The organism is Embleya sp. NPDC059237 (assembly GCF_042754105.1).
In the GTDB taxonomy this organism is placed as follows: Bacteria; Actinomycetota; Actinomycetes; order Streptomycetales; family Streptomycetaceae; genus Embleya.
Genome location: NZ_JBHZAE010000005.1, coordinates 367360 through 378793 on the forward strand (window position 1 = coordinate 367360; position 11434 = coordinate 378793).

11 protein-coding genes are annotated in these 11434 nt (G+C 71.7%); 5 read left to right on the forward strand and 6 right to left on the reverse strand.

Annotated elements, in window-relative coordinates:
* Positions 1-47 precede the first annotated feature (47 nt).
* The gene (locus ACFXKZ_RS18940) at positions 48-1037 is read left to right on the forward strand and encodes an ArsR/SmtB family transcription factor (protein WP_380001812.1); all 990 of its coding nucleotides are present in this window, start codon (positions 48-50) and stop codon (positions 1035-1037) included.
* 73 nt (positions 1038-1110) lie between these two features.
* Positions 1111-1800: a class I SAM-dependent methyltransferase gene (locus tag ACFXKZ_RS18945; protein ID WP_380001814.1), complete on the forward strand. Its 690-nt coding sequence runs from the start codon at positions 1111-1113 to the stop codon at positions 1798-1800.
* Positions 1801-1817: 17 nt separating this feature from the next.
* Here ACFXKZ_RS18945 and ACFXKZ_RS18950 read toward each other — a convergent pair whose 3' ends face one another.
* From ACFXKZ_RS18950 to ACFXKZ_RS18975, 6 genes are all read right to left on the reverse strand, one after another.
* Positions 1818-2774, reverse strand: coding sequence for a hypothetical protein (locus ACFXKZ_RS18950; protein ID WP_380001816.1), 957 nt, complete (start codon positions 2772-2774; stop codon positions 1818-1820).
* Positions 2771-4063 (reverse strand): MFS transporter, encoded by a 1293-nt coding sequence (locus ACFXKZ_RS18955; protein ID WP_380001818.1) that lies wholly within the window; start codon positions 4061-4063, stop codon positions 2771-2773. The genes ACFXKZ_RS18950 and ACFXKZ_RS18955 overlap by 4 nt, the downstream gene beginning before the upstream one ends.
* 29 nt (positions 4064-4092) lie before the next feature.
* Complete coding sequence (locus ACFXKZ_RS18960; RefSeq protein ID WP_380001820.1) at positions 4093-5739, reverse strand: discoidin domain-containing protein; 1647 nt, start codon at positions 5737-5739, stop codon at positions 4093-4095.
* A gap of 248 nt (positions 5740-5987) precedes the next feature.
* Entirely contained in the window at positions 5988-6269 is a 282-nt protein-coding gene (locus ACFXKZ_RS18965; protein WP_380001822.1) for a hypothetical protein, read from the reverse strand.
* A complete protein-coding gene (locus ACFXKZ_RS18970) occupies positions 6266-6889 on the reverse strand; it encodes a sigma-70 family RNA polymerase sigma factor (protein ID WP_380001824.1) in 624 nt (207 codons plus the stop codon). Before ACFXKZ_RS18970 ends, ACFXKZ_RS18965 begins: the two co-directional genes overlap by 4 nt.
* Positions 6886-8460, reverse strand: coding sequence for a sodium:solute symporter (locus tag ACFXKZ_RS18975; protein ID WP_380001826.1), 1575 nt, complete (start codon positions 8458-8460; stop codon positions 6886-6888). Before ACFXKZ_RS18975 ends, ACFXKZ_RS18970 begins: the two co-directional genes overlap by 4 nt.
* Positions 8461-8643: 183 nt before the next feature.
* Between ACFXKZ_RS18975 and ACFXKZ_RS18980 the strand changes: the two genes are divergently transcribed.
* The 3 genes from ACFXKZ_RS18980 to ACFXKZ_RS18990 all read left to right on the forward strand — a co-directional run bounded on the left by ACFXKZ_RS18980 (position 8644) and on the right by ACFXKZ_RS18990 (position 11367).
* On the forward strand, positions 8644-8892 hold the full coding sequence (locus ACFXKZ_RS18980; RefSeq protein ID WP_380001828.1) for a DUF3311 domain-containing protein: 249 nt from the start codon (positions 8644-8646) through the stop codon (positions 8890-8892).
* 148 nt (positions 8893-9040) lie between these two features.
* On the forward strand, positions 9041-11155 hold the full coding sequence (locus tag ACFXKZ_RS18985; protein WP_380002069.1) for a carbon starvation CstA family protein: 2115 nt from the start codon (positions 9041-9043) through the stop codon (positions 11153-11155).
* Positions 11156-11205: 50 nt separating this feature from the next.
* The gene (locus ACFXKZ_RS18990) at positions 11206-11367 is read left to right on the forward strand and encodes a CstA-like transporter-associated (seleno)protein (protein WP_380001830.1); all 162 of its coding nucleotides are present in this window, start codon (positions 11206-11208) and stop codon (positions 11365-11367) included.
* The last annotated feature ends 67 nt before the right edge of the window (positions 11368-11434 follow it).

The window sequence follows — 11434 nt, forward strand, 5'->3', positions numbered from 1 at the left end:
TTTGCGGCCGAGGCCGAAAGGATGGCGCCGCACCGACAGGAGGGGTAATGCTCCGGATCCGATTCACCGCCGCGGACTTCGGCCGGATCAGGTTCGCGCCGCGGCCGGCCCCGCTGCTGGAGCTGAACGTGGCCCTGATGCGCATGTTCCGCCCGGACGAGGCGCTCCTGCTCGGCACCTGGCGACAACGCCTGCTCCGGGCTCTGCCGGCGGCGGCCGAACCGTTCGGGGACCTGGTGCCGGGTCCGGTGGCGCCGAATTTCCTCGACGAGTTCGCCGACTCGCTGACCGAGGGCCTGGACACGATCCGTGCCACCCGCCCCGAGACGGTGCGGGCCGAACTGGAACGGGTGTACGCCCCGCACCCGACCGCCGCGCCGGCGTGGATCCGCGATCTGCACCGCGGTGACGAGCACTCCTGGCGGATCCTGCGCCGGGCCCAGCACGCCGCCTACGAGGCGGTGTTGGCCCCGGTGTGGTCCGTGGTCCAGGACCTGCATCGGGCCGAATTCACCCGCCACGCCCTGGGCATGGCCGAGCACGGCCTCGGCCCGACCCTCGCCGACCTCGTCCCCGGCAGCCGACTGCACGAGGACGTCTGGGAGTTCGCCGGCCCCGCCGCCCGGGAGATCCCGCTGGGCGGGCGCGGTCTGCTGCTCCAGCCCACCTTCCACTGGAGCGGATACCCGCTGATCTCCGAACTGCCCGACCGCCCGGTGGCCGTCACCTACCCCGCCGGCCCCGGCCTGCCGCCGACTCCCACCGGCCCGGCCGACACCGCGGAAGCACTCGCGGCGGTGCTCGGCCGAACCCGCACCGACATCCTGTGCGTGCTGGCCGTCGGCCACACCACCGGCGACCTCGCCCGCCGCCTGCGGGTGAGCAACGCCACCGTCTCCGAACACACCGCGGCCCTACGCGCCGCCGGCCTGATCACCACCACCCGCATCGGTCGCGCGGTCCGCCACGAACGCACCCCGCTCGGAACGCTGTTGATCGGCCGGCACGGTCTGCAAACCGTTGACAGTCCCGGGTGACAGCGGTTTGGGTGGGCGGGTTGGTGTCCGTTTCGTGGGCGGCCGGGGGTCGTTCGGGGGAAGGGGATCGGTCATGGCGCGTATTCGTGAGGGATTTCGCGGTGAGGGGCCCGGGGCGTTCACCCCGGACGGGTGTGCCGTGGAGATGTACGGGATGTTGCCGGTGCGCGAGGAGCCGGACATGATCGCGCTCGGGGCCCGGGAGGGGGCGCGCACACTGCTCGAACTCGGGTGCGGGGCCGGACGGGTGACCCATGCCATGGTCGAGCGGGGGTGGGAGGTGACGGCGGTGGACGAGTCGCCGGAGATGCTCGATCGGGTGCGCGGGGCGAAGACGGTGTTGTCCACCATCGAGGATCTGCGGCTCGACGAGCGTTTCGACGTCGTGTTGTTGGGTTCCTACCTCGTGCACCAGGCCGAGGCCGAGGTCCGCAAGGCGATGCTCGACACCTGTCGCAACCATGTGGCCGACGACGGGGTGGTGCTCATCCAGCGCGAAGGCCGCGGCTGGCACGACGAGTTGCCCCGGGTCAACGAACACCCCCGGGGCGCCGTGCACATCCTCGCCGCCGAGCCGCTCGGCGACGGGGTCAACGCGATGCGGATCGAGTACGAGTTCGACGGCATGCGGTGGGCGCACGAGTTCCGCTCCCGGCCGCTCACGGATCCGCAGTTCGAGGCGGCCCTCGCCGGCTCCGACCTGGTGGTGGACGCCTACCTGGACGAACACCGCACCTGGGTACGAGTGTTGCCGGCGCCGTGACCGACCCCGGCCACCCGTCAGCGCAGCAGTGTCGGTGACGCCCCCTTCGTGACGAGCAGGCGCGGGGCGCCCGTTCCGTCGGCCGGGACGGCGTAGATGTTGCGGTCTCGGCCGTACATCACGGTGTTGTCGTCGAGCCAGGCGGCCTGGTCGTCGACGTTCGCGTGTTCGGCCAATGGGGTTTCGCGCATCGTGGCCAGATCCAGGACGTGCAGTCGCCACGTGGACTTGCCGGAGCGCTTCTTGAAGGCGATGCGGGTGCCGTCGGGGGACAGGGACGGGCATTCGACGCCGTCGCGGATGGTGTGCGCCTCCCAGTTGGCGTAGTCGCCCTCGACCAGGTAGGTGTGGCCCTTCGTGCCGACCGTGGCATAGAAGCGGTTGTCGTCGGCGGCGAAGGTGACGCCCCAGTAGTTGACGTCGGGGGAGTGGTAGGGCTTGCCGTCGACGGTCAACGGGATGGCCTCGATGTTGATCAGGGTGTAGTCGGTGCGGGTGTCCAGGATGCCGGTCCAGGTGGAGAAACCGGTCTTGTTGTACGACTCGCCGGAGACGAACACCGTCCACGACACCATGTTCCCGCTCGCCGAGACCCGGGCCCGGCTGGGGGTGCCCGCGAGTTCGATACGGCGTTTGACGTTGGTGTTCGCGTCGACGATCAACGCGTCGGTGCCGGGCAGCGGGCCGCCCCGGGTCTGGAGGCAGACGCCGGTGCCCGCGCCGACGGCGAAACGTTCGCAGCGCAGGCCGCTGTCGACCCGGGCGGCGGGGGTGTCGAGGCCGGTGTCGGCCACGGTGCGGTGTCCGCCGGCGCGGTTCGTGTCGACGAAGACCAACCGCCCGCGTGCGGTGAGGTCGAGCGGGCGGCGTTCGACCGTCGCCTCCTCGTTGCGGTCGGCCGCGAAGGTCGAGTAGCCGACCGCCACGCCGACCAGGACCAACAGTCCCAGGGCCAGGGCGAGCGCGCGCTTCATCCGGTCACCTCCGGGTCGAGCGGGGCCGACGGCAGCAGCCGCCGGGCCAGGAGCAGGCAGCCGGCCAGTCCGGCGCCCATGGCGTAGAGCGCGGGGCCCGCGCCCCACAGGGTCCAGGCCGCGCCGAAGAGCACCGAGGACAACAGCCGGGCACCGGCCTGTCCGGTCTGCAGCAGGGCCAGTCCGCTGGTGCGCAGGTGCACCGGCAGCAGCGGCCCGGCCGCGGCCATCAGCACACCGTCGGTGGCCGCGTAGAACAGGCCCTGAAGGCCCAGGACGAGGAGCAGCACCGCCCACCGCGACGCGGTCCCGGACGCGTGTCCGCCGGTGGGCGCGGCGGCGACCAGGTAGGCGGCGAGCAGCGCGAGGTGGCCGCCGAGGAAGACCCGGAAGCGGCCCACGCGGTCGGCGAGCCGGCCGATCGGCACGGCGAGCAGCAGGAACGCCCCGGCGGTGCCCAGCGGCAGCAGCGGGAAGTAGCGCAGCGGGATGTCGAATCCGCGCTGCAGGACGAGGTAGACGAACGTGTCCCCGACGGTGAGCAGGCCCAGCATCGCGGCGGCCACGCAGGTGCGGCGGAACGGTGCCAGGCGCAGCAGGCCGAACGCGGCCCGGAGCGAGGCCGCGCGCCGGGGCGGCGCCGGTTCGCGATGGTCGCGGACGTACAGCATCAACAGCAGCACGCCGAACGTGGCGATGCAGAAGGAGACCACGAACACCGCGTCGTAGGCGTCGTGGGTGGTCCACAACACGGCGAACGCGGCGAGCGGGCCGAGGAAGGCGCCGACGGTGTCCATCGCGCGATGCACGCCGAAGGCCCGGCCCAGGTGCGGGGTCGGGGTGCTCAGCGTGATCAACGCGTCGCGTGGCGCGGTGCGCAGGCCCTTGCCGGTACGGTCCGCCGCCAGGACCAGGCCGAGCCCGGCGACGGAGGAACCGACCAGCGGCAGGCCGAGTTTGCACACGGCGGACAGTCCGTACCCGGTGCCCGCGACCAGTTTGCGGCGCCGGGTGCGGTCGGCGATCTGGCCGCCGAGCAGGCGGACCATGGCGGTGACGCCGAACCAGCCGCCGTCCAGGAGGCCGTATTGCAGCGGGCTCAGTCCCAGGGTCAGGACGAGGTAGGTGGGCAGTACCGCGGTGACCATCTCGGCGGAGATGTCGGTGACCAGGCTGACGGCGCCGAGGGCGAGCACGTTGGCCGGGACGTTGCGGGTGAATCCCCGCGACGTCCCGACCGCCGTGCGCCCACCGGCCTGATCCGCGCGCCGGGTGGCGGCGATGTACACGGGCGATCCTCCGAGGCCGGGCGGATGGGTCAGTGGCAGGTGACCGGACCGAAGGAGTCGAGTTGGGTGCCGTCGTAGCGGACGAGCTGGCCGGAGTAGGTGCTGTCGGTGAGGGTCAGCTTCAGCACGGCGGGCGAACCGGTCACCCGCTTCTCGCTGTTGGGCTGCGGGGATTCGAAGTCGTAGGGATCGGCGCCGCCGGTGCCGACGAGCAGTTCACGCACGCCGGCGGGATCGGCCTTGGCCTTGGGGTTCTGCGGCGCGTAGCGCTCGTACAGGTGGTCGTGCCCGTTCAGGATCAGGTCGGCGTGGGCGTCGTAGAGCACCTGCCACGCGGTCTGGCTGACCTTGTCCGCCTGCGGGCCGGAACTGTACAGCGGCTTGTGCCAGTAGGCGGCCACGCAACCTTGCGTGTTGTTCGCCAAGTCGGCCTTGAGCCACTTGATCTGCGCCGAGGTGGAGGACATGGACTGCTCGGAGTCGAGCGCGATGAAGTGCCAGCCGCCGCGGTCCCAGCTGTACCAGGTGGTGCCGTTGGGGGTGGCGCGGTCGCCGAAGTAGGCCTTGTATCCGGCTTCCGGGGTGCTGTCGTCGTACTCGTGGTTGCCGGGGGCGGGGTGGGTCTTGGCCTTGAACCGGCCCCAGGTGGTGTCGTAGTACTTGCGGTAGTCGGACAGACTGCCGGTGTCGTATTGGTTGTCCCCCAGGGTGATCACCTCGTCCGGGTTGATCGCCTCGACCCGGCGTGCGGTCTGCTGGGCGCCGCACTCCTGGCTCGCGGTGCAGCCCGGGTCGGAGATGTCCCCGGCGGCGGCCACGGTGAAGGACGAACTCCCGGCCTGCGGCGTGCCGATCACCGCCGCGCTGGGTGCGGAGAGGTTGCCGGCCGCGTCCTTGGCACGGATCGTGTAGGAGTAGGAGATGCCCGTGGTCAGGCCGGTGTCGGTGTAGGTGGTGCCGACGCTGGTGCCGACCGCGACGCCGTCGCGCAGGATGTCGTATCCGGTCACGCCGACGTTGTCGGTGGAGGCGGTCCAGGCCAGCGAGACGCCGGTGGGCGTGGTGCCGGTGACCTTGGGCGAGGTGGGTGCGCTCGGTGCGGTGGTGTCGGGGCCGCTCGCGCCGCCGAACACCTCGAACTCCCAGAGGGAGTAGCCGTAGTCGGTGCCGCGGGTGGACGCGTATACGCGCACGTGGCGGCCGTGGGTGGCCAGGGAACCGATGTCGTCCGTACCGCCGTCGCCGGCCGAGGTGGAATACACCTTGGTCCAGGACGCGCCGTCGGGCGAGACCTCGATGCGGTACGCCTTGGCGTAGGCGTCCTCCCAGCTCAGCCGCACCCGGGAGATCGGGACGTCGGAGCCGAGGTCGACGCTCAGCCACTGGGCGCCGGAGCCCTCCTTGCTCGCCCAACGGGTGTCGGACTTGCCGTCGACGGCCTTGGCCGCGCCGTAGGAGGAACTTTCCGTCGAGGAGGCGGTGGCGGGTTTGCCGCGCGAGAGCAACACCTCGGCGGCGGAAGCGGTTTCGCCGAACGTGAGCACGGCGGCGAGCAGGGCCAGGACCGCCGCGATCGCGGCGAATCCGCGGGATCGGGAGGGCCTGGGCAGGGCGTGTCGGAAGGCCCGGGATGGCGGCCTTCGGCGGTTGGGGCGCAGAGCTTGGGGCAGGTGCACGTCGTCCTCCGGTGGTGAGGAGCCGATCGTCGTCGAGCCTGAACCGGGCAGGGTGGTGCGCGCGTTCGGGCCGGAACACGACGGGAGTGCGCCGTCGTGGGATGCCGACGCAGGCTCCGGCCCGACCGTCGGCCCGACGATCCCAAGGTGCCGCGCGCCGCGTCAATACTTGTTAGGAAACTTTACTAACAAGACTTCGGTCGGTCGCGAGCCGGCGACGGATCGTCTGCCCGCGCGCCGGATAACCGCTACGGGGACGGCGGTTGGTGGGGGATGGGCCCCGGGCCGGTGGGGGCGTGGTTGAGGACCAGCAGGCCGAGGACGACGGCCAGGGTGAAGACGGCGACGATCAGGCTCGCCAGGATCAGCCGACGGCGGCGCTCGCGGCGCTGCCAGTCGCCGTGCGCGGCGCGATACGCGTCGGGGGCCGGGTGTACCTCGCCGGCCAGCGCCTCCAGGGCCTCGCGCAGGAGGTGCTCGGTGTCGGGCGAATCGGCCGTGCGGCCGTCGGCGCCGGGGGAGTTGCTCATCGCCGTACCTCCATCGCGTGCGTGAGCGCGGCCAGCCCACGCGCGGTGTGCGTTTTGACCGAACCGACCGAGATGCCCATGGTCGCCGCGATCTCCTTCTCCTTCAGGCACAACCAGTGGCGCAGTACCAATGCCTCGCGCTGGCGGGCGGGCAGTGCGCGCAGCGCGCGGATCAGCGCACGCTGGTCGTCGCGCAGCAGGGCCGAGGTCTCCGCCGAGGCCACCGTGTCGATCCGGTCCTCGACGTGTCGGCGGGCGACCTGGAGGTGGCGTATTCGCATCCGGGTCAGGTTGCAGACCACCGATCGCAGATAGGCCGCGGCGGCGTCGGGGGTGCGCAGTTTCCGGTACTTGCGGTAGATCTCGTAATAGGCCTCGGCCACGATGTTCTCCGGGTCGTCCGCGCCCAGGAGGGTGGCGAGCCGGAGCATCGAGGGGTAGTGCAGGTCGAACAGGCGCGCCACCTGGACCTCCCGATCCGAACCGGCCGGATCCGGGGTTGGTTGGGTCGCGGAGCCCGGTTGTGCCGAGGCGACGGGCGGCGCCGAGGGCGCGGCCTCCTGCACCGGGATGTGCGTCGGCGGCGCGGCGTCGGAGGTGTCGCGTCGGATCCGTTTCACGAACCGTTCGCCCCCTTCCCCGGAGCCCGCCACAGGGCCGAACGTAGCGCCAGGCGTGCGGGCAGCGCCGTGGTGTCCGCGCCGCGCGCCGCGCCGAACCGGTCGTACACCCCGGTCAGGACCAGGGTGACCGCGAGGTTGAGGGCGAGGGCCCCGAGCCCCGCGTACACCTGCCCGCCGTGACCGCCCACCTCGACGCGCACCAGCGAGACGAAGCCCTCCCGGACCACCGCGACGGTGCCGGCCAGCATGCCCACCGCCCAGCCGACGAGCAGCGCCCGATGATGCAGGCGCCGGGTGAACAGGCCGATCACCACCGCCGGGAAGATCTGCAGGATCCATACCCCGCCGAGCAGTTGCAGGTTGATCGCGGCCTGATCGCGCAGCCCGAAGACGAACGCCACCGCGCCCACCTTCGCGATCAGCGACACCGCCTGGGCCACCCGGGTCTGCCGCCTGGGGGTGGCGGTGGGTTGGAAGTAGGCGACGTAGACGTTGCGGGTGAACGAGGTCGCCGCCGCGATCGACATCACCGCCGCCGGCACCAGCGCGCCCACGATGATCGCGCCGAACACCAGCCCGGCCGGGAAGGCCGGCAGCAGCCGGTCCACCAGCAGCGGAACCGCCGCCTCGGCGGTGCCCGGCGGCGTGTCCACCGCCATCGCCAGCGCGGCGATGCCCAACACCCCGAACATCGCGAGCACCGCCGTCCAGGCGGGCAGCACCACGCACACCCGGCGCAGCGTGTGCGGACCGGCGGCGGCGAAACCGGCGGTCAACACGTGCGGATACAGCAGCAGGGCCAGCGCCGAGCCGAGCGCCAGCGTGGCGAACCCGCCCTGCTGATGCGCACTCAGCACCAACGAGGCATCACCCGGACCCGACCGGGCCAGCCGCCGATCGGCCGCCTCGAACATCGGCCCGGGCCCGCCGAACCGGGCCAGCACGAACCCCACCGCCACCGCGGCGGAAACGAACACCGCCGGCCCCTTCAACGCCGAGATCACCGTCGGCGCCCGCAACCCGTGCCGGTAGGTGGCGATCGCCAACCCGGCGAACAGCGCCACCATCGCCACGTCCCCGGCCGCCCCGTGCGCCTGCAACCCGGCCGCCGCGAGCACCGCGCGGATGCCCAGGACCTGCAGGGCCAGATACGGCATCGTGGCCAGGATCCCGGTCAGCGCGACCACCAGGGCCAGCGCCGGCGAGCCGTACCGGCCCCGGACGAAGTCCGCCACCGTCACATAGCCGTGTCGCCGGGCCACCGCCCACAACCGGGGGAGCAGCACGAACGCCAGCGGGCAGACGATCACCGTGTACGGCAGCGCGAAGAACGCGCTCGCCCCGCGCCCGTACACCTGGCCCGGCACCGCCGTGAAGGTGTACGCGGTGAAGATCGTGCCGCCGAGCAGAAACCAGGTCCACACCGGCCCCAGACCACGATCGGCCAGCGCCCACCGCTCCAGTGACGGCAGGTCGTCGTTGCGGTGCAGCCTCGGCGCGGTCACGGCCAGTAGCGACGCGCCGCCGACGACGATCAGGAAGGCGGCCGTCGTGGCCCCGTCGATCATCCGTCACCGTCCGCCTCGGCGCGTGGGCGCCCTTGCCCACAGGTTGCGCGAGCGTACCGGACCCGGGATCGGCGACCGCGCGCGAATCCGCCGGAAATCGGCTGTCAACCGAATCGCCGGTCCGCGCAACTCTTCCACAGACCGACGATCCGTCGGTCCGCGGCATCGACCACAGGAGGCGACATGACCGGGGAGAACCCCCCGCACGCCGTCGGACGCACCGGCGCGACCCGCCGGATCGCGGCCGGCGCCCTCCTCGCGGCACCGGTCACGGCGCTGCTGTGGGTGCCCTGGTACGCGCGTCGGGGACCGGAGTTGGCCGGTGTCCCGTTCTTCTACTGGTATCAGCTCGCCTGGGTACCCGGCTGCGCGATCGCCATGCTCTGCGCCCACCTGCTGCTCCGCCGCCGCCCCGACCGGGACCACTCCTGACCCGGTCCGGCGCGCCGCCGGCTCGTTCGCCCGTCCCTCCCCCGCTCGAACAGGAGTACGCGTGTCCGCCACCGAGACCCGCAGCCCCCGCCCGGACGACTCCGACGACCCCAACGACTCCGGCGCCTTTGCACACAACGCCAAGACCATCCTGATCTGGACCGTCGTCGCCCTGATCGGGGCGGCCGGTTGGGGCGTGGTCGCGCTGGCCCGCGGCGAGGAGATCTCGGCCGTCTGGCTGATCTTCGCCGCGGTCGCCTCGTACGCGATCGCCTACCGCTTCTACTCGCGCTTCATCGTCCGCCGGGTCCTGGAGCCCGACGACACCCGCGCCACCCCGGCCGAACGCCTCGACGACGGCGTGGACTACCAACCCACCGACCATCGGGTCCTGTTCGGCCACCACTTCGCCGCGATCGCCGGCGCCGGACCGCTGGTGGGCCCGGTGCTCGCCGCGCAGATGGGCTACCTGCCCGGCACCATCTGGATCGTCGTGGGGGTGATCTTCGCCGGTGCCGTGCAGGACATGGTCGTGCTGTTCCTGTCGATGCGTCGGGACGGCAAGAGCCTGGGCCAGATGGCCCGCGACGAGATCGGCCGGGTCGGCGGCGCGGCGGCGCTGATCGCGGTGTTCGTGATCATGATCATCCTGCTCGCGGTGCTGGCCCTGGTCGTGGTCAACGCGTTGGCCGACTCGCCCTGGGGGACCTTCTCGGTCACGCTGACCGTGCCGATCGCGCTGTTCATGGGCGTGTACCTGCGCTACCTGCGCCCGGGGCGGGTCCTGGAGACCAGTGTGATCGGCGTGGCGCTACTGCTGGCCGCGATCGTCGGCGGCGGGCAGATCGAGGACACCGCGCTCGGCGACGCGTTCACCTGGAGCCCGACCACCCTGGTGTTCTGCCTGATCGGCTACGGCTTCGTCGCCTCGGTGCTGCCGGTGTGGTTGTTGCTCGCCCCGCGCGACTACCTGTCCACGTTCATGAAGGTCGGCACGATCGTGCTGCTCGCGATCGGCGTGCTCGTGGCCGCGCCGAACATGAAGACCGACGCGGTCAGTTCGTTCGCCGGCTCCGGCTCCGGGCCGGTGTTCGCAGGGACGATGTTCCCGTTCCTGTTCATCACCATCGCCTGCGGCGCGCTCTCCGGGTTCCATGCTCTGGTCGCCTCCGGCACCACGCCGAAGCTGATCCGCAAGGAGTCGCAGGTCCGGATGATCGGCTACGGCGCCATGCTGATGGAGTCGTTCGTCGCGGTCATGGCGCTGATCGCCGCGTGTGTGATCGACCCGGGCCTGTACTACGCGATGAACGCCCCGGCCGGCGTGCTCGGCGCCACCGCGGAGAGCGCGTCGCACGCGGTCGCCGGTCTCGGCTTCACGATCACCCCCGACGACCTGCGCGCGGCGGCGCACGCGGTAGAGGAGAAGACCCTGATCGCCCGCTCCGGCGGGGCGCCGACGCTCGCCGTCGGGATGTCGGAGATCTTCGCCGATGTGTTCGGTGGCTCGGGGATGAAGGCGTTCTGGTACCACTTCGCGATCATGTTCGAGGCGCTGTTCATCCTGACCACCGTGGACGCCGGCACCCGGGTCGGCCGGTTCATGCTCCAGGACATGCTCGGCAACGTCTGGAAGCCGATCGGCCGGGTCGACTGGAAGCCCGGCATCTGGATCACCAGCGCCGCGGTGGTCGGCCTGTGGGGCTACTTCCTGTACGCCGGCGCCACCGACCCGCTCGGCGGGATCAACCAGCTCTTCCCGCTGTTCGGCATCGCGAACCAACTGCTCGCGGCCGTCGCGCTCACCGTCGCCACCACGGTGCTGGTCAAGTCCGGCAAGCTGCGCTGGGCCTGGGTCACCGGCGTCCCGCTGGCCTGGGACGTCGCGGTGACGTACACCGCCGGCCTGGAGAAGATCTTCTCCGACGACCCCCGCATCGGCTTCTTCGCGCAACGCGACCGGTACGCCGACGCGATCGACGCGGGCAAGGTGCTCGGCCCGGCCAAGAACATGGACGACATGCACACCGTGGTGCTGAACTCCACCGTCGACGGCGTGCTGATCGCGATCTTCCTGGTGCTGATCGCACTGGTGATCGCCAACGCGGCCGTGGTGTGCGTGCGGGCGATCCGCGCCGGGGGATCGTTGCCCACCACCGAGACGCCGTGGGTCGAGTCCACCCTGGACCTCGGGCCGGGCGGCGCGGCCGGGGATCGGGCACTTGCCGGCGCCGGGGCCGGCGACGCGGCGGGACGCTCGTGACGCGGTGGGCCCGGGATCTTCGGCACGCGCCCGGGCGGGTGTTCGGGTGGGTGCGGTGGTACCTGCGGGAGATCTCCGGCGACGCGGACTACGAGCGACACCGCCGGCGACACCTGCGGGAGCATCCGGACCGACCGGCGCCGACCCGCCGCGAGTACGAGTCCTGGCGGACCCGGCGACGCGAGGAGCGGCCGCAGACGCGCTGCTGCTGAGGCGCCGACGGTGAGCGGAAGGGCGGTGTCGACACGCGTCGACACCGCCCTTTCGGGTATTCGGTGG

Excerpts from the sequence above, each read along its gene's own strand:
- ACFXKZ_RS18940 (WP_380001812.1), top strand. The coding sequence starts at position 48 with ATGCTCCGGATCCGATTCACCGCCGCGGACTTCGGCCGGATCAGGTTC.
- ACFXKZ_RS18945 (WP_380001814.1), top strand. The coding sequence starts at position 1,111 with ATGGCGCGTATTCGTGAGGGATTTCGCGGTGAGGGGCCCGGGGCGTTC.
- ACFXKZ_RS18950 (WP_380001816.1), bottom strand. The coding sequence starts at position 2,774 with ATGAAGCGCGCGCTCGCCCTGGCCCTGGGACTGTTGGTCCTGGTCGGC.
- ACFXKZ_RS18965 (WP_380001822.1), bottom strand. The coding sequence starts at position 6,269 with ATGAGCAACTCCCCCGGCGCCGACGGCCGCACGGCCGATTCGCCCGAC.
- ACFXKZ_RS18975 (WP_380001826.1), bottom strand. The coding sequence starts at position 8,460 with ATGATCGACGGGGCCACGACGGCCGCCTTCCTGATCGTCGTCGGCGGC.
- ACFXKZ_RS18980 (WP_380001828.1), top strand. The coding sequence starts at position 8,644 with ATGACCGGGGAGAACCCCCCGCACGCCGTCGGACGCACCGGCGCGACC.